Raw genomic sequence first — 25,220 nt, forward strand, 5'->3', positions numbered from 1 at the left:
GGATACATTAGATGTAACTATGGCATAACTACGATCAGAGCGTTCCATGACTAAAATTAATAAAATCTCTTTCCTGATGTTCTGTTCTGTGTTCAGTGCTTTTTCAAACGCAGAATCGATAATGGTTTCCGGTACCCTGGAAACGTCATTACCAGATGTCAAATTTTCTACCAGTTCACAAGTAAATACGGCCTTCGTGAAAGAAAGTACGGTTACAGCTATTCCGGTATCTGAGGGATGCGAGGTGTCCTCTGATCCTAATGTCAAAAGTACGGCTGGTAGCCTGAAATGTGTGTTTGAATGGTTACCTAATAATTCCGGTATGCCGATTGCTAATGGGTTCTCACTGAAGGGCATCCCTGCGATCGCTGGGGATATCAAACTTCCATGGCAAATCGTTTACTACTCGGGCTCAGAACGTGAAAAAGTCATAGTCAAGGAAGGGGAGTACAACTTCAAGACTGTTGCGCCTGTAGCTCCTGTGATTACTTCTATAAAAGGTTCAATGAGCAACGGTTCTTCCGGTTCAACACTGACGTCATACATTAAAAACGAGACACTCTCAAATATTGATATAACCGTTGAACCCCGAGACTACGATATGGTCGCGTCTGTCGGTTCTGGGACATCCTGCGCCATTGCTGCAGGAGCCTCAAAATGTTCTATAACGACCGGAAGCGTAGGCATCAGTGATGGGAGTTCCGATTTCGGAAGCAGGGATGTAGGCGTAACCTTAAACTCGTTCAATAATTACTTCTCCCCACCAGTAACCTCTAAGGTGAGATTAAGCTGGGATTACCGCGCTCCAGCGATAGACAATACCTTCTGGAACGTCTCTAAAGAAGCTCGGTCATTCAAGATCGGAGATAAAGATATCTACGTTGCTCCGCAGACGATCGCTGTAGCTGTCTCGGTTCCTGCCCGGTCAGATACCAATGACTGGTGGAAACCTGCTGCAATGTCGCTCACACTTGCTCCTGATGGTAGCTTCTCTCCAATGACAAAAGTTACTTTAGATGATGGTACGGAGCTTAATTTTAACAAAATTTGGTCAACTCCGTCCCGTCGAACTCTTCAACCTGTCGCCGGATATCAGGAAGTTGCGGGTAAATTTGTTTATTTTTTTGATATAAGCGATCTGGCCAGCGCTTCTTACGTTGCAACATATTCTGTGTCTAATACAGCGGGCAATGATTCCAGTTATACCGAACCGGAATCTAAACTTATACTGTCTGATGAACCATCTGTTTCCGTTTTCAAGGACGGCTCAGAGCTTGTTAAGCGGGACCAGGTGTACTTCCTGAATGAGATCGTTATTGCTGCATTCCAGGGCGAAGAGGGTGTTGCCGACATCAAGAGCGTTGTCATTGATAACGTCATGGCTTCATACACTCCCACAAACGTCAAAGGGATCTACCGGTTAAAGCCGATGCCGTCACTCGAAACAAACAAAGTCCATACTTTGACGGTTGTTGCTGAGAATGTTAACGGTATATCCAAAACCTATTCAATCGATTTTACCTATATGCCGATGACTTTCACTCTGAAGTCCATCGAATCAGCGTCTACGATTTACGGTTACGTCCGTCCTTACACTTCGCTGGTTACTCAGCAATCAGGGAATACCTGTAAGATTTTCTCTACTGAAGAAGACGCTCAGGCGTTTCTTAGCCAGTTCGGAACTGCGGTTTATGGAACGGCCTGTTATGTTCAGTGGAACAACGTTCCATCTGGTCTCGAATTTTACTCGAAGTCTAAAGTTCCTGGCCTGACGGGTTACTTCTCTAAAGTTGGCGATAACGTCCTTGACTACAACGTCTATGTGATTAATACAAAAGGCTCTAAAGCCATTGCCACTCATAACCGTAAAACCGTTAAAGCCGTTGAACCGTTTGCACCTGAAATTTCATACAAGATGAGTAAAACGGTAGAGACTCTTGGTAAGGATACAGCACTGGTTTATATCACTGGTGGGGACGCAGCTAAGGTGCTTGCAAAATCAGTACCGGCTAACGTTGTCCTTACAACTAAGGTTGAAGGCCAGGACGCTGAAACTAAAACCTACAAGAATAAATCAGGTGGTGATACGCCGGTAACTTATTCTGAGCGTATAAAAGTACCTGCAGCGCCATTGTGGACGCAAACGAATGTAAACATCGAAGCTTCCTACGAAAATGAAGCCAGTATAAAGTCATCCAGTGTGCTCAAAGTTTATACTGTTCCAAACTTCAGTATTCGTGCCTATATGAAAGTTGCAGAGCGTAAATCAGCAACGAGTTTGAAAGTACCGGTATCGGTAAACATCGGCCAATGGAATAACAGCTGTAACTGTACATTGTACGATGCCTCCACAATGGGGCAGTGGGATGTGGTGGTTTACAAAGTTACCTCTAAATGGGTTACGGATGAAGAAACCGGTAAAGATGTTTCGGTAACTGAGCGAACTCCTCTGACCGGTGATCTGCCCGTTAACTCTGAGGGGATTGCGACCGGTGAGCTCAACATGGACGATCTGACTCTGGGTAGTCACCGCATCATCGCAGTAGCTACGGTACGCAGTCCGTTTAAAGATTTTGTACTCAAACGTGAGACATCAACAACAAGTATCAGGGTGTATAAAGGGGCCAACCTCGAAGGTGGGCTGTCTAAATCGCTTATTGTAGGCCGAGTTCCTCTGTCAGCAATGGTCTCATTCAGAACGAAAAGTACCGATGATTATGATTCCCTGAGTCCAACTGAATGGCAGATGTCCAGTAACAATGGATCAACCTGGAATACGCTTGAAGATATGACCGGACTTCGAAGCGTAAGCATCAAACAAAAAGAAGTAGGTAAGTGGCTTTACCGCGCCAAACTGACCAACAAATACACAGGTAAGGTCTCATATACCGATAATCTCACGGTGGTTGCTTACCGGGAACCTAAACCTGTTATCTCGGTTGGAAAGGTTCTTGAGGGGCACAGCATCCCGGTGACACTGACTGATAACAATGAAGATGTACAAGGTAGTGCAGTTGAAGTCCAGTGGTCAGAGGATGGAGAGGAATGGACTGAGGGGGGGGTTAAATACATGATTACGTCCTCGGAGGTGCCCAAGTATATCTTTGCAAAAGTACGGTATACCGAAACCGACGAAATGGCCGGGAAATCGGCATGGAAAGAAACTCGTGCTCGTGTCACTGTCATTAAGCATAAGAAATTGTCGGTTAAGGTTGAGGGGAACTCGCAGGTAGAGGTAGGTAAAAAAGTTACTTTGCAGGGTACCTACACGAACCCTAATATCGAGTACTCATCTGATGCTAAAGTTGTCCAGGAGTGGGTGCTCCCTGATGGAAGCGTAAAACAGGGGGGGCTGCTTGATACCGTCCTGACCGAAGACATGTTAGATGAACGTGGGTATGCAACGTTTACGTATCAGGCCTACATGCCGGAGGCAAAAGACAGAACCATAGCAAAACGGAAAATCAGCGTAAAATCTTGGGTATACAAATTCCCGGAGCCACGCCTGAATACAAAACTGAAATACACCATGATACCTTCGGAACTCACCGTATCAGTCTCTGGTGTGGATGTTTCTTATCCTAGAGTTGTGTTCACCCAGGACTGGCAATACGACAAAAATATGATGACGCTGTCCAGCGACAATAACGGGACGAAAGTGTTCCAGGTAACAAAATCGGGTACACATACGTTGACGTATGTCCTGAAGGATAACAGGAACAATGAAGCCCGGGTTGATTACACTTTTATCGTGAACGAACAGAGTCCGATGGAAATTAGCGTTACTCCCAAATACTCTAACAAGTTCATGAGGGCCCCGCTGGACCTGTCCTTGAGGTCCAGTGTTAAGCTGGCCCACTCGGCAGACTCAATTGACAATGTGACGTTTAAGCTGAATGGTAAGCCTGTCGATGGTGGCAAAAATTACTGGTCACAGACGTTTGAGAACATCATGGAAGGTAGTTATAAACTGGAAATGGACGTTGTCAGTACGCAGGGTCAGAGAGGGGTTGTTGTGGTTGATTTTGACGTGATACCGAACACGCCTCCTACATGTAACCTGACATACACTGAAACGCAACTGAGCTGGGCATTTACTGCAAAATGCAGTGATCCTGACGGCAAGATTTCCAGTTATGTTTGGAAGGTGAATGATCAGGTTCGTGGTGTGTTCGGAAGTACTGCAACACTGTCCAAAGCTCAAAATAAGGGTAAGCTGGTGGTGTCTATAACTGCTTACGATGACAGCGGTGATTCAGCGACAAGTTTCATTACGTTGAATAACTGACATAAGTCATTCTCTTGAGTAGCCCCTGAGTCAGGGGCTATTTTTTTTGGTAAATGATTAAAATCATCTTGTTATTCAGCAAATGGCCTCTTCCTTTCGGGCATAATATCCTGAAATAATCATTCAGGACCCATCTCATGTTGATGTCCCTTAGATATCTTTCTCCGCACAGAAGAGGTGTTTTACGAGTTGATAAATCACTGATTCTGCACCTGGTGATCATCTCGGTATTAATGCATCTGTTCTTTTCCCGCTTCACTCTGGGGCATGGACTCCTGCATGGCTGTATTCCAGCTGATTATTACATGGTGGATAAATATGATAAGGGCTATGAAATTGGGGATATGATTAACTTCACCATGGACAGAGATGTTCGATTCATTAAACCTGGGGAGAAGGTAATAAAAATCGTTGCTGGTAAGGGTGGGGACAAAATCCAGATTACAGAAACATACGTTAAAAACGGCGACCGTATTTTCCGGGTTGACGGAAGGCGTATTGCCAAAAAATACCATATTGAACCGCAAATTCTGAACCGTGAAATCACGGTTCCAGCTGGACACATTTTCGTAGTTGGCCAGACCGATTACTCATGGGATTCCCGTTTTTGGGGAACAATACCAGAAACGACAATCACAGGAAAAGCATATGCCATCTTCTGAATGTATTAAAAAGTTACTTTTTAGCTGCCTGTTAGCTACATCTCTGTCATATGCCGATGACTCTATTGATCATGCAAAGACTCAAAGCATAGAGTCGATTGTCGGCACACCCCGGTACAATCCCAGCTCTGTCTCCGACAGTGTGCGTGCGGTGATAGAACACACAGGTAAGCTGCGTGAAGCGGAAGCGATGAGTGATATTGCGCAGGACATAAAAAAGAATCAGTCTACAGAGACCTTCTCTGAAGAGGCAGACACAATTAACAAGTCAAAAAACGAGTCAATGCGAACCCAGTCTTCCAACGTTGAAAAAATGTTTGGGAAGTCGGGGATTACTGCACAGGACTTCGAACGTAAATTAGATAACAACAAAAATGAAGAACTATCGACTGATAATGGCTTGACAATATTTGCATCATTCAGCATGCCAGACTATGTATTGATAGACCTGATTAAAACAGCATCGGAAAACAATGCGCGCGTGGTGTTCAGGGGGCTTAAGGAAGGTGTAGAAAACCTTATTCAGATGCAGGTAGTGCTGCGTGATTATATATCTAAAGCAAAAATAAAAAAAGAACCTTTAGTCACCCTCGATCCGGAAAGTTTTACCCAGTATAGCGTAAAAGAAGTTCCAACGATGGTGTACAGAAAAGATGATAAAACCTACAAGATTAGTGGGTCGATTAACATTAAGTATTTCATGAAACAGATCGAGGAAAACCCAGAAAAAACAACCTTCCCGGTTTCAGCCCAAACATTCCCTATAAAAGAGAAAAGTATTGTACAGGAACTTGAGGAGAGAAGTAATAAATATGACTGGGAGGCGGCCAAAAAGAACGCAATAAAATCAACTTGGCAAAATCAGTGGATGGCGTCCCTTCCCGTATCTGACGAGAATAAAATCTGGTATATCGACCCAACAATTCAGGTAAACCAAGATATTAGAGATAACCAAGGTAACCTCATTGCTGCCGCAGGGCAGAAGGGAAATCCTCTTGCTCAATTTCCACAGAAACTGACAATGATCGTTTTTGACCCAATGAATTCTGAGCAGCTGACATGGGCCAAAATACAGTTTCGTCACCGTTTCGGCGAAGGAAAAGTTATGCCCATTTTTACGCGAATCAAACGTGATGATGGCTGGAAGCATTTAGAGGAGTTGCGCGGCCAGTTCTATGGGCAGATGTACAAGATCAACCCTGAAATCATTAGCCGGTTCCTGATTAAGTCCACCCCTACAATCATATCGGTTGAAGGAACCTACTTCAAAGTACAGCAGTTTGCTCAGGCAGATGTACGCGAGTATACGCGTATAAATCAGCAATCAGAAAAAGAGGCGGCTCAATGATACGAAAGTTACTTTTGTCAGCATTCACTGCTGTCATACTCAGCCTGGCTTTACCAGGAATGGCGATTGGGGCTGAGACGGGTAGCGGAATCTGTCAATCGGCCGGTGTTTGGAAAGGTTTGATTAAAAACATCTGTTGGAGCTGTATTTTTCCAATGCGCATTATGGGAGTAGGCTCCTCACCAGAAGGGGCTGCACCGTCACAACCCGTATGTTATTGCACAGATCAAAATGGGGTCCCAGAGGTAGGATGGCAACTGTCGTTTTTCCAACCAGTAAAAATAGTAGAGGTTGTACAGTCACCATGGTGTTCGCCATTCCTTGAAGGGGTTAGTCTTCAGTCTTCAAGCTTCGATATGGGGAAAGGAGCAACTAACAGGCCCAAAGGGGGTAATGAGGCAGGGTTTTATGATGTTCACTTATGGGAGTTTCCGATCCTAGTGATGCTTAAGCTCCTCATTATGGGGGATTGTACCGCTGAGCCTTATATTGACCCGTCTCTTACCTACATTAGCGAAGTTGATCCGCTCTGGGAAAATGACCTGCTTACACTCGTATTAAATCCTGAGGCAGTTGTTTTCGCAAATCCTATTGCTTCAATGTGGTGCGCAGCTGACTGTGTGAAGGTTACAGCTGGGGCTGACAATCTGAGTGCCCACTTTTGTGCAGGTTGTGATGGTAACCTCTATCCGCTAACCGGCCATGTTTTTGCGAATGACGATTCAGTCCGGGTTTCCTCATTATTAACTCAACGAATGATTACCAAGTTGCACAGGCAAGGAATGTTGATGAAAACCATGGGCCAGGACGCTATGTGCGAACGCAGGTTCAGTTATTTCATGCCTAGATCACAGTACAGGCTATCGATGCTGTATCCCGTACCGGAAGCAGAAGGACCGGAATGTTGTCATAGACTTGGTGATTCTGTTCATGACTGGTCGACACGGAAGGGCGGACGAAAACGTATAGGTGTAAATAACTATGTATACATGCTTTGGCGTTATAACGATTGCTGCGTAAGGTGGCTTGGTTAAGGGGTCAAGATGATATTTAAAAGGGCTGTTTCCTTAGCCGTAGCTGTGTCAATTGTAACTAATACGCTCAGTTGGGCGTATTATGTCACGCTTCTCAATATTGTGATGGCACCGAAAGTATATGCGGCAAACGAAATTTATGAACAACTGGAAAACAATTTTGATCTTGCTAATCCTGCAGCGAACAGAACTTCAACAGTAACTACAGAGGACATTTTAGAAAAATATAAGAATAGTGAAAATCCTTCTTATACCGACAAAATAAATGGTTTTGATAGTACTAACAGTTCGTCAATGGACCTGAAGAAATATGGTGGAAAAACATTCACAAATGATGATGTTTTGAATTATGCCAAAACTGATGGTTCGGACATCGCTGGTACGGTAATGCTACCCAACATGAACGGTAATAATATAAACATAAAAGGTTCAGAAAACGGTGGAAAGTTACTTTCACGTAACCAGGATGGAAGTATATCTATAAGTAACAACCCCAATCCTGGAGGCGCGATCACTAGTACCAATACAGCTGAAATGTATAGTTCAGAGCAAAATAATGCTGATGTTCAGTTTAATGCTGGTGATAGTTATGGTGACGAGAAAGGATTCATTAACGATATAAAAACTCGTAAGAGTCAATTATTCACTGCTAATAGTTATGATGGGCAAGCATATCGTTCGCTGGTGGCTGCAACAAAATCCAATCCAGCCCCTAATATTTCGCCAAATGACCCAATGTTTACAAGTGGCAGAAATGAAATAGCAAACGCAGCGGCTGGTACGGGTCAATGGTTGCAAAACTGTTCAACACAGACCACAACTACAACAAAAGAAAAACATATTCCTGATTATAAGGAATATTACTGTAACGCACCTAAAAAAGATAATTATGGTAGTTGCACTATTACACGTGACTTCAGTGTACCAGTTTACATCTCTGGTGGTAATGGTGACCTAAGCGTATGTGGCGATAACTGTATACGTATCTGGTTCGGAAAGCGTGGTAATGACTACTGGTCTGGTGGTGTTTATGACAATAGCATGACGCTTCATTTCCACCAGGACGCTATCTTAAAATCAGCAAGCATAGTAAATGCTGAGTGGGATGACCACATGCAAGTTAATCTTGATGGCAAGCAGATTTTTGCTCATATCGATGGTGAATATCGCGAACCTGGTTATGGCCCACCACGTAATGGCATGGAGAGAAATAAATCGAATAAATTAAAGGAACCTATTGATATAACGCGCCAAGTTTCAGAATCCGTGTACAAAGAAAGTGACCACGAAGTTGAAATGTCATCTACTGTATGGGTCGGGGGTAACGGTGAAGGGTACTTTGAAGTAGAACTAATTTTTGAAAATATCAAACTTGAAGATAAACATATACAGGACCCACCTGGCTGCTACGATGTTGTTAAACAAACAGGTTCATTTTGCAGGTTTGATCGTTTTGCCGATCTTGATGTAGGCACTAAACGTTTACCACAATCGATATTGCAATATGCATCACCTTTATATGAAGGAGACCAAGGTAACTTAACCTGGAAAACTAATCTAGAAGGATATTTTTGCGATCCGTTAGGGAAAGAAAAATTATGTCAGTATGATGCATCAGGAAATATTCTTAAAGATGAGAATGGCAATGAGGCTTGTTACAATTATGACCAGATAAAGAATATGCCTGATGCATGTTCAAAATACTCTACAAACTCTGCATGCACTATGTCCAGTCAAACATGCGCTGAGGGATGGTTCGATTCTGCTACTAATCAATGTTACATGTACGAACAAAAGTGGACCTGTGATGAAGGAATAACAAGGACTGTGACAGTAACAAACGAAGCAAACACCTGCGTAGGCATGATCCCATGTTCAGGAGGTACTTGTAATACCGGTGCGAATGAACAAAACAGTGATTTCGGTAAGGTCGCAGCCTATAGCAGCATGGTTCAGAACATGCAGGGCGATGCTATGTGTAGTGACCCTAACGACCCCAATAGTTGCATTGTCTTCTCCGGAGAGAAGCAATGGTGTGGCCGTTCTGTAGGCTTTGTAAACGGGTTGGCAAAAACAGATTGCTGCGAAGCTCCTAAAGGTGCAGCCGGAAAACTAGAGGCAATTATCTTAGCCGGGACAATGCTCAGAAACACAAACTGGGAAAAAATATCAGCAAAGCTGACAACCTGGACTGGTGGTGAGTCAGGTACGTGGGCATCGATGACGAACTCTGTCGGACAATGGACCTCCGGTGTATCTTCAAGCGTGGGCCAAATGTGGCAACGCGTGACTGAACCACTAACTTCTGCTTATGAATCAATAGCAGGAAACGTCTCGAGACTTATTGGCTCTTCAACAGTTGAAGGGGGAGGTTCAGCTGTTACAACAGAGCTCACCAAAGATGGGTTACAGACCGGCGGTCTCGCTGCAATAAAACAGCAGTTGATGAATAAAGCTTACGATATGTTGCCCGATGCAATCAGGGACTTTGTGTTTGATAAGACGGCCACCACACAACTTGGACAGGCAGTTTTCTCAAGTGCTGTTCAGAATTTTATGTTAGCTTTAAACATAGTTGGTTGGATATATACTGCTTATCAAATCACAAAAATGCTTCTCGAAATGCTTCTGGCTTGTGACCAAAAAGAGATGGAAGCGTCAATTCACAAAAACCAAGGGGCATGTTTTGTTATTGATACAGATCGTTGCGTTAAATATCTCAACGTTGGCTTCACTAAGAAGTGCATTAAAAAAGCAACCGACATGTGCTGTTATAACTCTTTATTATCAAGGGTAATAATGCAGCAGGCATATCCGCAATTGGGAATTAATCCTGTAGAAAGTGGTTGTGTGGGATTAACTATCTCACAGGTCCAGCAACTTGACTGGGATAAAATAGATATGACTGAGTATATTGAATCAGCAGTTGTCGCGGGGGAAGTCCCGGATGAATATGCAGCATTCACAGAGAGTTCTGTAGCTAATATGGGTCCATATAAAAATAACGAGGCGCAATTGTCCTCGGAGCGAACACTGGAGTCGATGGGGGGTAGTATCAATATGACCAAAGCGAGAGAAGAGAATGTGCAGGCAATTAATGGCAACAATGTAGATTGTTCATACCTTCCGAGACCAAGTGTATGTGAGGTAGGCTCTGTCTACGTTGATCCTGTAACTGGTAATTCAATTAATTAAAAGTAGGAGGCCGGAGACCCGGCCTTTCCGTTCACTGACAAATCCGGATTATATTTCTTTCTTATGAGGAAATCCTTTCTTTCCAAGATCACCTTTAATAAAATAATATTCAAGATTATTAATTGTCACACTAGGAAATCCAGGTGCTGTTTTCTTTGATTGAGGCTGTAGAATAAAACCTGGAAAGTTATTAGTCATAAATGTAGCATTCTTACTAAAAATATTAGTATATCGAATTATCGAGTAATTACCTTTTGGCAACGAAAGCTGAGCTAATTCATCACCAGTTGCTGGCCGGATAACCTGGTATTTGAAGAACTCACTTCCTACATCCCCTGAGTTTTCTACCTTTGATTTAAGTTCGCAACTATCCCAAGGTCCCATTGAAGATTTTGAGATTGTGCATGCGTTCAAGGCGTTTATTTGACCCTCATAAGTTGCACCTAAAATTTTAGGTTGTTCCTTTATTGACTCGATAACAATTCTGGCCCCTTCTTTTATAAGTGATGGGTCGTCATAAGGAAGATTGCGAGGATTTGAAACGAAAACCACACTCTGTGGAACCATGAGAAATTCAGCATCAGCCTCGCTGTAGAGTGATGCCGTAAACATCCCAATTCCAGCTTTAAGCCCGCCTGTTATTACACCGGTAGCAGTGTTCAGAAGCATTTTTGAAGCAAGACCTTCATCAACTCCCCCTCCTGCATTCTCTGCTTCATCTACATTTACTGGTACACCTGCAAGTGCGTATGCGTTCGTTGCCACCGATTTTTGAGGATCTGCATGCCAGTAAACACCGTGTTCTTTTGTGAACATACGGTTATCTGGGCTCTGTGGTTGAGTGGCGCATCCGGCCAGAAGAGTGCATGTGAGGATAGCTAATAATGTTTTTTTCATTGAAATGCCCCAGTGGTTGTTTCCATCATTATTTCATAAAATTATGCACGTGCAAGATACTATTTTTCGGTTGGACATCTGAGTAACCAAACTCAAAAACAGGCGTTAAAGTTGAAAATATACCTGTCCAAAAAAAATCAACTTTTTCGATTTTCCCTACCCTTATTTGGAAGAAATAAAATTCAACTATGTGAAAATATATAGATTGCACCAATGGGCTGAAAAGATGATAAGACATAGAAAGATACTCAGCGTTGTTAATTGTTTGTATGGCGAGAAAAAAGTGAACCTTCTACCAGGAGGCATAAGTGCTTTACACCATGCCTCGAAACCTTCGAGGAGAAACTACCAAAAAGTAACTTTTTTAGAAGAGTTACTTTTCCCAGTAGTACTGTCAGGAGTCGATTTAATGCAACTTTCAAACTCAACATGAGACGTCGTTTTCGGCATAGATTCAACGTATCTAATAGAGGTCAGCTACCCTCAATACAGTGTAGGGGGGTAAATGAGCAACTTTACTATATATACCATTAGTGATATCGATTTTGTTTATACGGCTTTTACGGGATCGCGCTGATTATTTCCACTCACGGATCCAATGAATGGCTCAGATTTGCTGAATATGCAGCAGCAATTGGACTTTTTTATAAATCCCTGCGGTGGGTCCTTGCCTCCACAAAAAACGAAGTCCCGATCTTCTGCTGGATAATGGGGTTGCTGTTCTATTCAATTCCCGTCATTAAAGCCGATGTCACTCTGGAATCGGTTAAAACAGGGGAGGTCAGGAACATAGACAATGTACCGTTATTTATCGCGTCAACCGGTTAACTGACAACCGGATTACTTCACGGGCTAATTACGGACTGGCGAGCAGCGTTTGACCCGCTTACGCCGGTGGGGCAGGTCACTGACACGCTCGATGACAGCCTGACGCTGGGGCCAATGACAAAAATGGTCAAATATATGGAGTGGGGCGGGGAATCCAGTGGGTTCTGTCAGGCTTTCCCGAATACGATGAGCGGGAGTGAAAAACCTGTCGCCTTTGATGTCTGCAGAATCATCCAGTCTATTGCACGCGATTGTATTAAAACGACCCAGGACTCAGAGGTTCAGACCCCACTAAGAGGGGTGGCGTTAAATGAAATCTATGTCACTGATCTTGGTTCAATAGAAACGGTGATGGATTCAATGACGACAAACAGCCTGAAGACGGCCAGCGTCCACATGGTGACATCCACCGGACTGCAGTATGCATCCTGTTCCGACGCCTGGGCGTATCTATCATGAAACGTATAGGGCAGATGAATCAGTTTGTTGAATCGGCTAAAGAAGAGTCAGGACAAAAAAGTGACTTTCTGCAAGGTGTGGCGTCTTCGCTTTTTGGAAGCGCTGGTCAGGCTCACGATATCACCACAGGGGCTTTTGTCCTCAACCAAATAGATAAAGGTGTGCTGCAGTATCGCAAGTCGTTGGGTATCGCCGCAGATTACCAACTCTTCGAAGCGAGCATGAAACGAACCAACGCCATGGTCAGTCAAGGGCAACTCTGGCTGAACATCTCAGGCGCTGCAATATCGTTCCTGGAAATGTTCAGCTACTTGACATCCTCCCCCACCTTCTCACTACGTGAATCAGGAAGGGGATTCCCTTTGTAGGGTAGCAACGCGTTACCGCATTGCCCGGTTCCTCGCTTAACGGCTTACGCCGCCTTACGGGCGCGTCCGGGGTTAATCCCGGACAACACGGCATGTCCTGCCGCGAGAATATTTTGAGCGCCGTTTATGTCGGCGTTCGCTTCGTATCCACACGCCACGCAGACAAATACTGCCTGCGATTGACGATTTTCCTTTACTGTATGACCGCAACGCGCGCATTTCTGGCTGGTATATGCCGGATTTACTGCCAGCACCTCACCGCCGCGCCATCGCTGCTTATATTCGAGCTGGCGGCGCATTTCGTACCAGCCCTGATCCAGTATCGCCCGGTTAAGACCTGATTTTGCCGCAACGTTGCGCCCCGGCTCGTCTACCGTACCCGCTGCCGATTTCGACATGTTGGAAACCTTCAAATCTTCAATAACGATCATCGCGTGGTTTTTGCTGATTGTTGTCGTGACTTTGTGAAGGTAATCGCGGCGGATGTTGGCGATATGCGAATGTAAGCGGGAAATTCTTGCTTTCTGCTTCTTCCAGTTCGCACTGAATTTCACTTTACGGGCAAGCTGGCGCTGTAACCTTGCCAGTCTGCTTTGGTTCTGTTTAAAACTGTTGACAGGTTCAAACACCGTGCCGTCTGACAGCGTTACCAGCTTGCAGATACCGGCATCCAGGCCGACAGCAGACGTTGACGGGTGCGCGGGCTGTTCGACCTCCATTTCTACCTGAAACGAGATATACCAGCCGCCAGCGTGCTGGCTGACCGTTGCGTTTTTGATTTTACCCACAACGGCCCGGGACTGCCGGAATGTCACCCAGCCCAGCCCCGAGGGTAACTTAACGCGTCTGTACTCAAGCTGGCAGTATTTGTCAAAATTGACGAAACGAACGGAATCATTGCCGTGGGTTTTACGTTTGAACACGGGCGCTTTCGCTGCCAGTTTTTTATCAAAGCACCGTATCCATGCCCCGTGCAGGTCTTTCAGTTTCTGCTGAAGGTTGTCGGTGTAGGCATCAGATAAAAACGCCAGGTCAGGTAATTTCTTCCATCCTGTCAGCATTTTATTCAGCTCAAAGGCGGAAGGGAGTTTTTGTCCGGCCTCAAGAATACGCTGCGTCTCTGCCAGGGCGTAATTCCAGACAAAACGGGCGCAGCCGCACATCTGACGCAGTCGTTGCGCCTGTGCATCTGTCGGATTGAGTCTGTATTTATACGCTTTCTGGATTAGCATTTTGCATTCAGTGTGTATTGAGATAACCTGTATAAATAACCATATGTACATCACGGAGTCAACAGGTGCAGGAAATAAACAGAAGTCGTCATTCTGCCTATTTATTACATGTTCACATTGTTTTTGTGACTAAGTACCGCCGTAAAGTTTTCGGTGAGTTACATCTGGAAAAAGTAAATCAGTATGCAGGTGAAGTTTGCGGTGATTTCGGTGCTGTACTGAAAGAATGTGACGGAGAAGCCGATCATGTTCACATGCTGGTCGAATACCCACCAACTGTGCAACTGTCAAAACTGGTTAACAGCCTGAAAGCCGTCACAAGTCGGCGGCTACGGAATGAATTTCTGGATTTGCGGGAGGCGTACAATAAGCCTGTTCTCTGGTCACGCAGCTACTTTGTTGGGTCATGTGGTGGAGCACCGCTGGAAGTCGTAAAGCGCTACATTCAGCACCAGCGCGGCTAAATGTTCCTTTAACGCTAGCGCGTCAATTCAAATTCCCCTCCCGCCTGCCACGGTGGGAGTACCCTTTGAGACAAAAGATGGTCGGGGCGATCCGTGGTCGCCATTGACCAGTTTTTCCCGTCCTCAAAACGCTATAGCGGTTGCGTCTATACCATGACAAAAATGGCGCTTAACGTCAGGTCATGGATTTGCCCTGAATGTGGGGCTAACCATGATAGTGACGTAAATGCGGCGAAGAATATAAAAGCGGTCGGGCTGATCACATTAGCCCACGGAGCGACTGTAAACCCTAAAGCCGCTTAATGTGGTTTAGGTAGGTTGCGTTGAAGTGGTAATCCTCGCCCTTCTTCAGAGAGGGGGAGGCTGTTAACTTGAGCTACCGGTGACGAGGAAAAAATCATGAAAAAAACTAAAAAGCCTATATTTCCAAAAATAATTCCTGAATGTGAAATGATTTATGCAGGAACATAAGGGAATTAAGATGTAATCAAGTACTGAAGAACAAGAACGTGTTATACGGAATTTGACATCCTCCCCACCTTCACGCTGCGCGATTCAGGAGGGGGATTCCCATTAGTGGGTGACGACTGATCGCTCAGTGCCAGGTTCCTGCTTCATCGGGCGGACTGACTGCACCGTCCCTCCACAGGCAAGTACGGCATGTCCTGCCGCTAAAATATTACAAGCGCCGTTTACATCAGCATTCGCTTCGTATCCACACGCCACGCAGACAAATGTGGCCTGCGATTGACGGTTTTCCTTCGAGGTATGACCACAGCAGGCGCATTTCTGGCTGGTGTAGGCCGGATTTACTGCCAGCACCTCACCGCCGCGCCATCGCTGCTTATATTCGAGCTGGCGGCGCATTTCGTACCAGCCCTGATCCAGTATCGCCCGGTTAAGACCTGATTTTGCCGTAACGTTGCGCCCCGGCTCGTCTGCCGTACCCGCTGCCGATTTCGCCATGTTGGAAACCTTCAAATCTTCAATAACGATCATCGCGTGGTTTTTGCTGATTGTTGTCGTGACTTTATGAAGGTAATCGCGGCGGATATTGGTGATATGCGCGTGTAAGCGGGAAATTTTTGCTTTCTGCTTCTTCCAGTTTGCGCTGAATTTCACTTTACGGGCAAGCTGGCGCTGTAACCTTGCCAGTCTGCTTTGGTTCTGTTTAAAACTGTTGACAGGTTCAAACACCGTGCCGTCTGACAGCGTTACCAGCTTGCAGATACCGGCATCCAGGCCGACAGCAGACGTTGACGGGTGCGTGGGCTGTTCGACCACCATTTCTACCTGAAATGAGATATACCAGCCGCCAGCGTGCTGGCTGACCGTTGCGTTTTTGATTTTACCCACAACGGCGCGGGACTGCCGGAATGTCACCCAGCCCAGCCCCGAGGGTAACTTAACGCGTCTGTGCTGAAGCTGGCAGTATTTGTCAAAATTGACGAAACGAACAGAGTCATTGCCGTGGCTTTTATGTTTGAACACGGGCGCTTTCGCTGCCAGCTTTTTATCAAAGCACCGTTCCCATGCCCCGTGCAGGTCTTTCAGTTTCTGCTGAAGGTTGTCGGTGTAGGCATCTGATAAAAACGCCAGCTCAGGGAGTTTCTTCCATCCTGTCAGCATCTTATTCAGCTCAAAGGCGGAAGGGAGTTTTTGTCCGGCCTCAAGAATACGCTGCGTCTCTGCCAGGGCGTAATTCCAGACAAAACGGGCGCAGCCGCACATCTGACGCAGTCGTTGCGCCTGTGCATCTGTCGGGTTGAGTCTGTATTTATACGCTTTCTGGATTAGCATTTTGCATTCAGAGTGTATTGAGACAACCTGTATAAATAACCATATATATATCACGGAGTCAACAGGTGCAGGAAATAAACAGAAGTCGGTATTCCGACTATTTATTACATGTAAAGATTGTTTTTGTGACTAAATACCTGAACGAATGGGCTCTTAATTTCTGTGTTTGGTTAAATTGTAAATATCATCATTCTCACGTTTACCGACGCCAATTACGGTGACCGTCACAACATCATCGTTGACACTGTAAACCAGTCGGTAGCCTGCGCCACGGAGCTTTATTTTGTATTGGTCTTTGCGTCCATGTAGTTGCGATGCGGGCACCCGTGGGTTCAACAGGCGCTCAGCGAGCTTCTTTTTGAATTGTTCCCGAATGGTATGGCCCAATTTTTTCCATTCTTTCAGAGCTGATTCATTAAAGGCCAGCTTATAAGTCATCTAGACTGACCTCGATTACCGCCTCACCAATTCGCTCATCAGCAATACGACCCAGCTCCTGATCTTCAAGAAGCTCCATCAGTTGAGCATACAGAGCAGGCGGTACACAGTAAAAAGCGGGTTCGTTGCGATTCAGTATGGCTACAGGGGCACCTTCTCCTGCATTGAAAGTGCCCATAGGATCACGTTTAAGCTCTGTGATGCTTGCTGCAGTAGTGGTTAGTACCTGAAATGCCATAAAAAAACCTCCTGTTCAGAGTCTCAATTATAGCACGCTTAAGAGTGCTTTTAAAGGTGCTTTTATCAGTTAAGTTCCCTAGAAATCTCGTCCCGTGCGGGTTGGAATCCTCGCCCTGTTTTGAACTGCATCCCAAAAGTTGAACTCCAACTGAGTAAAGGTGCAGTACATTCTGGGCGGGGAGCAGTCAATGATACAAAATACTGAAGATAAAACGAAAAACAGCCTCTATTTCAGAAAATTCTTTCCTGAATGTGACATGATTTATGCCGGAACAGGAAGGAGCTAAGATGTCATCGAGTACAGAAGAACAAGAGCGTGTTATACAAAATATGGATAAAAACACGATGGTCATTGCCTGTCCAGGGAGTGGCAAATCCTTCACCATGAAGGAGGGAACAAAAGCCATTTTTCAACGTCATCCATTGGCCCGGGTATCCCTGGTAACCTTTACCCGTGCGGCCACAGACTCTTTAAAAAATAGCCTCCAGAAAATGATAGAGCCGAGGTTTCTCAACCGTATAGAGGTCGATACCTTTCACGGTTTTATAAAAAAAATGGTAAACCAGACCGGTTGGAAAGGAGGGCTTCTAATCGGACACAAACAAATGGCGATGGTATCACGGGTACAAAAACATCTTAACTACCATGAAAGTGTGAACGACATAATGCCATTCATCGACGGCATTGGCCGGGAGCTTAACCCGGACATTATCAGGATTAAATATACACGCGACCAGGTGGCGTTCTACAACGAGTACATGAGCTTTTGCAAAAAGGATAATGTTGCAGATTTTAACTCACTTTCAAAGTATGTAGTGGGCATGTTGAGTGCCGATAAGATGAGGCCTTTAAGTATTACTCATCTGATTGTTGATGAAGTACAGGACACCGATGGTATTCAATTCACTTGGATATCTGAGCACGCAAAGAGGGGCATCAACACCACAATCGTAGGCGATGATGACCAGACAATATACAGTTTCAGAGATGCAGGTGGAGTTAAGATCTTTCGTCAGTTTGATAAAGCATATAATCCTAACGTTTTTCACCTGACCAAATGTTTCAGGTGTGCACCATTGATCCTTAAATTTGCTGATACAGTGATCAGAAAGAACAAAGCCCGCTATGAAAAGAGTCTCGTGTCAGGCAGAAATGGGGATAAAGGAAAAGTAACTTTTATAAGATCGGATAAGGCAGACGACCAATTTGATGTGATCAAGGAGCTGGTGGAGAAAAACCCTCATGATTGGGCGATTTTAAGCCGAAACAACACGACACTCGACAAAATGGAAAGTTATCTTGAAGTTCCGGTTACGAGGATAGGGGGAAAATCCTTCTGGGAGGGATTAGAGCCAAGTAACATTCTCCATCTGTTCTCCTTTTTCCGACAGCCAGGTAACATCGGTCTGATGAAACGAGTTCTATCTTTCCTCAATGAGGATGAACAAGTTTTGGACACAGTGTGGAAGCATATGAGTTCCAAAAAAGTTACTTTTCAACAAACTGATTTACCTCCTGATGCATCAGTCCTTACCAAAACCCTACACAAGCACATGGCACCGATGATGACTGATACACGAGTCAAAGAAGAAATTGAAAACCGTTTTAAAAAAATTAAAGAATGGTTAGAAATGGCCGGATACAAGATGTCCAATACGAAAGGTGATTCGTCAGTAACCCGGATTTCTTTAATGTCATGCTACCGTTGGGCAATGAAAGATGGATGGCTTAAGATGCTAAATATTGCAGCTGGCATGACCATGGGTAACAAAGTGGAATCTAGTGAAACAGAGCAAAGTGGAATCTGTCTCTGCACGCTCCATGGTTCCAAAGGACTGGAATGGAAAAAAGTACTAATCATCAACTGCAACCACGACCAAATACCCTCACCGAAGGTTATCGGTGATGAAGGGATAGAAGAGGAGCGTCGTTTATTTTTTGTTGGGATGACAAGGGCAGAGCTTGAGCTTTACATTACCTGGCATGGGAAACCGTCAGAGTTTATCACTGAGTCGTTCCCGAAAGTAGTTGAGTTAGCTGAAGAAATACCAATTATTGAGGGAAGTGAAGATATGTGTTTACAATGATACAGGGTTGATGTATAAATTTCTCAATAGTTTTACTTTTAATACCTTTATACCTTCTAAGATATCCATAAATGGGTAGCTCAATTTTGAGTTTCGACACCAGAGCCTCTTTCCAAAAGAATGGCGCTGGTGCGATAACTCACATCTGTCTTACCACAACTCGTAGTTAAATTGCTTTCAAAAAGTAACTTTCTACGGACTTTCTAATGCCAGAAAAGTATAAACTCAGGCGGTTTGTTGCTTCAGGGTGATAAACGACGGCTTTCGCCAATTTCTAAATAAACTGCGTAAATGGTTTTTCCGGATTTAATTCTAAACTTAAAGGTATATAAAATGACTACTGCTACTACTGCTAAACCCAAAGCTAAAACCCCAACACGTGCTAAAACCGCCACCAGTGCTAAACCGTCACGCCCGGCTGCTGACAAAATTGAGAAAGATTCAATTTTGATGGCTTATTCCAAAGCGTTTTATGGTGAAGAAATTCCACCATCGAATACTGGCAGTGATATTTGTAAAATAGAAAAAGGCACCGATGACGATAAGAGTTACATCTGGTATATGACAGAATCTGTCAGCCGTGTAATTGAGTTAAAGGCGCTTGAAGAAAGTTCTAAACTGAAGCATTTAGTTGGTTGTGAACGTTCTGTGATTTACAGCGTGAATGTTGGTGATGTCTTCATTAATGAGATCAACCTCGATGAGGCTGAACAACTTCTTGAAGAATTTCCCGACATCCCACGTGAAAAAACGCTCGAAGCTTTTTTATCATCTCTTGATGAAAAGCTTGTTGAGTTGAATATCAGCTCCATTGTTACTTCAGAGTCTCTTCACTTCGGTAAAGATAAACTGACCAAGCTGGGTGCTGTTAAAGTAAGTCAATGGCTTGATATGGTTATTGATGAGGTGCATGTTTTTTATAAACGTCAGCACTTTGTTGAGACCGTTGAATCTCGTCATGAGGACCTCAATGACCTTTATGGTAAATTGAAGCCTTTGATGAGTGAATTCGGGCTTCAAGACAAATACTATGACTTATCATTTAACGAGATGATGATTCACAAAGTAAATGGTTTTGATTTTGTAGTTGCAGATTTAATGCCACGACTGCTTAAACTTGAAGCATCATTGAAAGATGATGAAATGAAAGCTAAAGCAGCTATGGAAACAAATCAAGCTCAAGAAATTAAAGCTGTAGAAAATAATAGTTTTGTAAAGGGATATGATAATACGGTATCAAGAGTACTGAAAGGTGCTGCTTGTGTTGCCATTCTCTATTTCGGAATCTCAACTATTATGAACTTCATTGGCTATAATTGATACTTATCTTATTCATGGAGTTCAACTATAAAAGTTGTCCTTTATAAAAAGGTATCATCTTCTAAATTTTGTTTAATCACACATCCATAAGGAGAAAAAGAGACTCCTTTTGGGTCTCTTTTTGTTTTTTAAAAGAGGCCTAACATGTTTACAAATCACATAAATACTGTTTGCGTTTCCGGCGAGGTTAATAAGGTGATTGTTCGTAATGAATATGACACTATTATGCTAATACTGGATAACAAACAGGAAATGGAAAGAAATGGTAAAATAGAAATGGTAGTTTCATCGATCCAAGTGAAAATACCTCAAGACCTGTATGATAAGGAGTTTAAAGAGATTATTCGAGGCGATAACCTGATGATAACTGGTTGTCTGGTGACTGATAAAGTTCACTCTGGTGAATTGACGGTTGTTAGAGTCCAGGCCCAGAAATTGATTCACCGAGCTCCTAAGCCTATTGAAGGTTTCGGCGGTTCAAGGTTCTTAACACGTTAATAATTTTTTAACCCCTATTGGGAGAAATCCCATTTGGGTTTCTCCTATGGAGAAACCTATCATGCATTTAAGTAGTAAATTAAGAAAGATTGAGAATGAAAACCAACTTAGTTTCAGATTCTTCTTTGAGGATGATGGAATTAAAGAAAAGGTATATATACCTGTGGAATCAAACTCAATAGTTGAAGATCATGGTAACAAAGTACCGAACCATGATTATCAAGAGCTAGATGATTTCATTTGGACAGATGAACATATATGTACGTTCTTCTATAAAATAATGGAGTCATCTTTTGTAACCGTTCAGTACCATATAGACCAATCGATGGTCTATAAAATTGATGCCAATGGGTTTCGATATCTAACACCGAAATTAAAATTGGAGTTAGATTGGTATTGTACTAAACAATTTCAAATTGTGTGTCATCGCTTCGGATATGACCCAGATGAAATTATTGATTTTATTAAGTCAAGACTTCTTCTTGCAATACGTTCAAGAGAGTCAAGGCAAGATCTTATTAAATCTTTAGAAACTGACAACTTAACATTTTCTCATCCTATTATAGGCCCGATTAAATGGTCAGATTTCTTAGATGATAGATATTGTTATACAAGGAGATCATTGATCATTAAATGGTCAATAGCTGACAGATTGAAACTCTTTAAAAAGATTTTCGATGAGCAAATGATTATCCTTGAAAATCTAAGTGAAAATGGTGCCTGGACTTTGGATCAGAATACCGATTCTTATGTTCTTAAAACCGAAGCTGTGGATTATGTTGAGTGGTTATATTCCGATGCATGTAAGGTAATATCTCATGTATACGGTTTTGATTACGGATTACTTTTCAGCACTTCGAAAGCCATTATCAAAAACCTTTAATTTCATAAATATCCAACGGAGTTATATATGACACCCGCTACTACTGCTAACAACAATGCAAAAATTCTAACTTTGAATGTTAACTCTGACTTAGAAATTAAATATTTCGAACCTCATGAGTTAACCAAGGCTATAGAATATCAAGATGAAGAGGAATACATTATTGTCCGTGCAAACGAGCACTTTAATGTTGACTGTTTTGGAGAAAATGACGTTATACCTATTTTCAAAAGAGTTACTCCTTTTCGTGCTCCGTTAAACAGTAAATATCGTCCAAATCCGATCACTCTACGCCGTATGGTGAAGTTACTTTTAAATAATGAAGTAACTGCTGGCATCTGCCTGCAAGGAGAATCTGGATCTGGTAAAACGGAGTTAGCATTATATATCAGCCATATGCTGAACTGGCCTATCACCATCAAACAAATCAACAATGAGTTATCGATTGATGATCTTGAAGGTATGAGAACGCTAGAAAATGGAAATACACGGTATGTTTATAGTGACCTTGTGCAAGGCTATCGTGATGGGCATATCATTCTTCTTGATGAGATAGATAAAATAAACCCAGATACGGCAGCTAAGCTTCATATGCCGCTTGAGCGTAAACCGTGGGCAACCGGTAAAGAAGGTGGCGAGTTGATTTATGCAAATCGCTACACCCGCTTTATTGGTACAGCTAACACTAACATGAGTGGAGAGGATATGCGTTTCGCTTCATCACAGTCCCAAGACTCTGCATTTATTAAGCGTTTTTTAATATTGCCGATGATTCGACCTGATGAACAAGCTATGTATTGTGCAGCTGAGGCTCATTTTCCTGATTTGAAACCTTCATGTTTAAGAATGTTTGCAAAAGTTGCTTTTGAACTTAACAATCTGAAAGATGACGAACTGGTGATGGATATTCGTGAATTGATTTCATGGATTTCTACCTCCAAAGTCCTTGATGAAGAAATTTCTGTTGGGTTTAAAATTGCATTCACGTCTAAGTTATCTTCTGAAGCATGTAGTAAAGCTGAAATTTTGCTTGAGCAACTTTTCCCGGAAGAAGTATCACGTTCAATTTCACAATTGTAATTGATACGTTTATTTAAATTTTACCTACCCCCCCCCCCACCGGGAAATATTTTCCCTTTGGGAGATATTTTTCCGGTGCATACTGGAGAAATATCATGGCTAATATCAAAATCGCTGCTATTGCTGATACCACTCAAATCAGTAACACTGTAAAAAGTTTCATCGACCGCAATCCTGAATTACAAGATGGTGCCGTTATTATTAAGGTAGATGTCGAAGGATGTCAGGGTCGCCGTAGAACGAATGAAATTCGACAGTTTCTTGATGAAGATGAAGTATCGGACCAATCGAGTGTGAGTAAGGTTGAAGTCCAATGGATTTCTACTAAGGCTTTGAACTTTAAAAGCGCTGTTCATACAAGATTGAGTAATCTCAAACGTAAATACTGCATTCCTTTCAGCTCCATGAATATACTGCCAACCTCTAAGTTGGAAGAGTATTTGATTGAAGTAGAGGCCGTCCGAGAATATTTCAAGGAAGGCATTCAGAATGCTCTAGAGCGTTATGAAGAATACATTCAGATGGAAAAAGACAGAAGTCCTAAATTGGCAGAATTAATTGAAAAATTAAGAATGACTAAAGATGACTTCGAAAAATCGTTTCTTTTCCAGATTAGCCATCCAATCCCTTTCACACCAATGTCAATTGATGGAGAGGATTTAGGAGACCGCTATTCAGTTGGTTTAATACAGGATATTGCTCTGACTGCTGAATCTATCTATGCTTCCTGCACAAAACCTAAAATTGACCAGACTTTCGTAGAAAAACTGTCAAATTTAAAAGATAAGGTTGCGAGTTTTATGTTTTTGGATGATCGTGCAACTAAAATTGCTGACTCTATCCAAAGCGTACTAAACCATCTTCCTTCTGGTAATTTGGATTCCCCCCTTCACATGAGTTTGTTTCGCGAATGGTTATTACTGCTAAGTGATACGAATCGTTTGAACAGAATTATGGATGGTGACGATCTTGTAACAGGTTTTATTGCCGAAATTAAAAATCGTTTTAACGATTTAGATGATAATTTGGCTAATAATACTGGTTCCATTTTCGTTGATCCTTTTACTGGAAATGGTATTCCTGCTAAGACATCTAATTCTTCGATAACTCCGGTCTCAAATAATGATGTAGTCCAGAAAAAAGTAACTTTCTCGACTCCATTTAATTTTTGATATCTTCTAATCCCTTGTGGGCAAACCCACATGGGTGCGCCCATTTAACTTTATGGGTGCTATATGACTATTAAGCTAAACAATTCTATTCGTAGTAAGTTGGCTGTAGATAATCTTGCTCGTGTGATTGGTGCTGATCCTGAACTCAATGTTCTTTTTTTGGGGCCACATGCAACACCATGCATTAACATGAGATCTAAAACTATTTTTTTACCAAACGGTGACTTTAGTAATGACAAATACTGGAAGCTATGTAGCGGCTGGATATGTCATGAAGGTGGTCATAATCGTTATACAGAAATCGAAACTACTGTTGATTTTGAAAATGAATATTTATCAAAACAACCTGGCTTCGAATGTATAATGCCTGACGGAACCGCTAGTTTTTCCTCTAAAGAAGAGGAGAAAAAAGCGGAAATAAAACTTAAGAGGCTTCATCGTTCTATTAACCTCTTCGAAGACATTCAGATGGAAGAGAAAACTGGTAATCAGTTTCCGCTTTCAAAAGTAATGCTTGCTGAAATGTATTCGTTTATGGTTAGTGATGGAAACATGACTGGTGACGGTTCTAATATCGTTTCCTACATTGAAATGTATATTTTAAACAAGCTTCGTGTAAATCAGCTTGGGCAAGAAGGCGTTCCTGAAATATTGAATGATTTTTTTGCTCTTGCTGATACTGTTCTATTCGACATGAAAGACCGTTTTGATTCTTTGATTCTCGAAGCCACAGGGGTTAATTCAACTCTTATGGCATGTGAGTTAGGATTGAAACTATATGAAGAACTAGGGAAGGTGCGAATAAGCAGGTCATTTCTTCCCAAGCTGACTCGCTGATTAAAATTTCGCGGATCTGGGCCGATTTTTTTCCCGCAAACACATCGAATCAGCCTATTTAGGCTATTTTTTCCACCATTTCTGGCGTT

18 protein-coding genes and 2 pseudogenes are annotated in these 25,220 nt (G+C 43.0%); 15 read left to right on the plus strand and 5 right to left on the minus strand.

What is annotated here, in order from left to right; genetic code table 11:
- Window positions 1-46 precede the first annotated feature (46 nt).
- The 5 genes from BJF97_RS30200 to traN all read left to right on the plus strand — a co-directional run bounded on the left by BJF97_RS30200 (window position 47) and on the right by traN (window position 10,527).
- Window positions 47-4,288: an Ig-like domain-containing protein gene (locus BJF97_RS30200; protein ID WP_070083075.1), complete on the plus strand. Its 4,242-nt coding sequence runs from the start codon at window positions 47-49 to the stop codon at window positions 4,286-4,288.
- Between the two features lie 137 nt (window positions 4,289-4,425).
- Window positions 4,426-4,950, plus strand: coding sequence for a signal peptidase I (gene lepB, locus BJF97_RS30205; protein ID WP_004026522.1), 525 nt, complete (start codon window positions 4,426-4,428; stop codon window positions 4,948-4,950).
- Window positions 4,937-6,298 (plus strand): TrbC family F-type conjugative pilus assembly protein, encoded by a 1,362-nt coding sequence (locus BJF97_RS30210; protein ID WP_070083076.1) that lies wholly within the window; start codon window positions 4,937-4,939, stop codon window positions 6,296-6,298. The genes lepB and BJF97_RS30210 overlap by 14 nt, the downstream gene beginning before the upstream one ends.
- A complete protein-coding gene (trhU, locus tag BJF97_RS30215) occupies window positions 6,295-7,332 on the plus strand; it encodes an IncHI-type conjugal transfer protein TrhU (RefSeq protein ID WP_070083077.1) in 1,038 nt (345 codons plus the stop codon). Before BJF97_RS30210 ends, trhU begins: the two co-directional genes overlap by 4 nt.
- A gap of 9 nt (window positions 7,333-7,341) precedes the next feature.
- A complete protein-coding gene (traN, locus tag BJF97_RS30220; protein WP_070083078.1) occupies window positions 7,342-10,527 on the plus strand; it encodes a conjugal transfer protein TraN in 3,186 nt (1,061 codons plus the stop codon).
- A gap of 48 nt (window positions 10,528-10,575) precedes the next feature.
- On the opposite strand, the gene BJF97_RS30225 is transcribed toward traN, so the two are convergent.
- Window positions 10,576-11,424: a hypothetical protein gene (locus BJF97_RS30225; protein ID WP_064794295.1), complete on the minus strand. Its 849-nt coding sequence runs from the start codon at window positions 11,422-11,424 to the stop codon at window positions 10,576-10,578.
- 505 nt (window positions 11,425-11,929) lie between these two features.
- Between BJF97_RS30225 and BJF97_RS35570 the strand changes: the two are divergent.
- Window positions 11,930-13,031 (plus strand): annotated as a pseudogene (locus BJF97_RS35570) (conjugal transfer protein TraG N-terminal domain-containing protein); the annotation flags it as partial.
- A 92-nt stretch (window positions 13,032-13,123) separates the two neighbouring features.
- On the opposite strand, the gene BJF97_RS30240 reads toward BJF97_RS35570, so the two are convergent.
- Window positions 13,124-14,311: an RNA-guided endonuclease InsQ/TnpB family protein gene (locus tag BJF97_RS30240; RefSeq protein WP_040209642.1), complete on the minus strand. Its 1,188-nt coding sequence runs from the start codon at window positions 14,309-14,311 to the stop codon at window positions 13,124-13,126.
- A 35-nt stretch (window positions 14,312-14,346) separates the two neighbouring features.
- Between BJF97_RS30240 and tnpA the strand changes: the two genes are divergently transcribed.
- Window positions 14,347-14,775, plus strand: a complete 429-nt coding sequence (gene tnpA / locus BJF97_RS33505; RefSeq protein ID WP_077257669.1) for an IS200/IS605 family transposase — start codon at window positions 14,347-14,349, stop codon at window positions 14,773-14,775.
- A 78-nt stretch (window positions 14,776-14,853) separates the two neighbouring features.
- Window positions 14,854-15,078: pseudogene (locus tag BJF97_RS33510) on the plus strand (zinc ribbon domain-containing protein); the annotation flags it as partial.
- Between the two features lie 270 nt (window positions 15,079-15,348).
- Here BJF97_RS33510 and BJF97_RS30245 read toward each other — a convergent pair.
- From BJF97_RS30245 to BJF97_RS30255, 3 genes are all read right to left on the minus strand, one after another.
- Window positions 15,349-16,575, minus strand: a complete 1,227-nt coding sequence (locus BJF97_RS30245; protein WP_040209639.1) for an RNA-guided endonuclease InsQ/TnpB family protein — start codon at window positions 16,573-16,575, stop codon at window positions 15,349-15,351.
- A 153-nt stretch (window positions 16,576-16,728) separates the two neighbouring features.
- The gene (locus BJF97_RS30250; protein WP_004181778.1) at window positions 16,729-17,013 is read right to left on the minus strand and encodes a type II toxin-antitoxin system RelE family toxin; all 285 of its coding nucleotides are present in this window, start codon (window positions 17,011-17,013) and stop codon (window positions 16,729-16,731) included.
- Window positions 17,003-17,251 (minus strand): type II toxin-antitoxin system Phd/YefM family antitoxin, encoded by a 249-nt coding sequence (locus BJF97_RS30255; protein WP_004181777.1) that lies wholly within the window; start codon window positions 17,249-17,251, stop codon window positions 17,003-17,005. Before BJF97_RS30255 ends, BJF97_RS30250 begins: the two co-directional genes overlap by 11 nt.
- A gap of 290 nt (window positions 17,252-17,541) precedes the next feature.
- Between BJF97_RS30255 and BJF97_RS30260 the strand changes: the two genes are divergently transcribed.
- The 7 genes from BJF97_RS30260 to BJF97_RS34510 all read left to right on the plus strand — a co-directional run bounded on the left by BJF97_RS30260 (window position 17,542) and on the right by BJF97_RS34510 (window position 25,131).
- Window positions 17,542-19,341 (plus strand): ATP-dependent helicase, encoded by a 1,800-nt coding sequence (locus tag BJF97_RS30260; RefSeq protein ID WP_004181776.1) that lies wholly within the window; start codon window positions 17,542-17,544, stop codon window positions 19,339-19,341.
- Window positions 19,342-19,674: 333 nt separating this feature from the next.
- Complete coding sequence (locus BJF97_RS30265) at window positions 19,675-20,661, plus strand: hypothetical protein (RefSeq protein ID WP_025368599.1); 987 nt, start codon at window positions 19,675-19,677, stop codon at window positions 20,659-20,661.
- Between the two features lie 144 nt (window positions 20,662-20,805).
- A complete protein-coding gene (locus BJF97_RS30270; protein WP_004181774.1) occupies window positions 20,806-21,159 on the plus strand; it encodes a hypothetical protein in 354 nt (117 codons plus the stop codon).
- 61 nt (window positions 21,160-21,220) lie between these two features.
- On the plus strand, window positions 21,221-22,042 hold the full coding sequence (locus BJF97_RS30275) for a hypothetical protein (protein ID WP_004181772.1): 822 nt from the start codon (window positions 21,221-21,223) through the stop codon (window positions 22,040-22,042).
- Between the two features lie 27 nt (window positions 22,043-22,069).
- Window positions 22,070-23,122, plus strand: coding sequence for an ATP-binding protein (locus tag BJF97_RS30280; protein ID WP_004181771.1), 1,053 nt, complete (start codon window positions 22,070-22,072; stop codon window positions 23,120-23,122).
- A 95-nt stretch (window positions 23,123-23,217) separates the two neighbouring features.
- Window positions 23,218-24,294, plus strand: a complete 1,077-nt coding sequence (locus tag BJF97_RS30285; protein WP_070083079.1) for a DUF3150 domain-containing protein — start codon at window positions 23,218-23,220, stop codon at window positions 24,292-24,294.
- A gap of 63 nt (window positions 24,295-24,357) precedes the next feature.
- The gene (locus BJF97_RS34510) at window positions 24,358-25,131 is read left to right on the plus strand and encodes a hypothetical protein (RefSeq protein ID WP_228706709.1); all 774 of its coding nucleotides are present in this window, start codon (window positions 24,358-24,360) and stop codon (window positions 25,129-25,131) included.
- Window positions 25,132-25,220 lie beyond the last annotated feature (89 nt).

Origin of the sequence: Klebsiella sp. LTGPAF-6F, from assembly GCF_001753185.1 — a bacterium.
Taxonomy (GTDB): Bacteria; Pseudomonadota; Gammaproteobacteria; order Enterobacterales; family Enterobacteriaceae; genus Klebsiella; species Klebsiella michiganensis.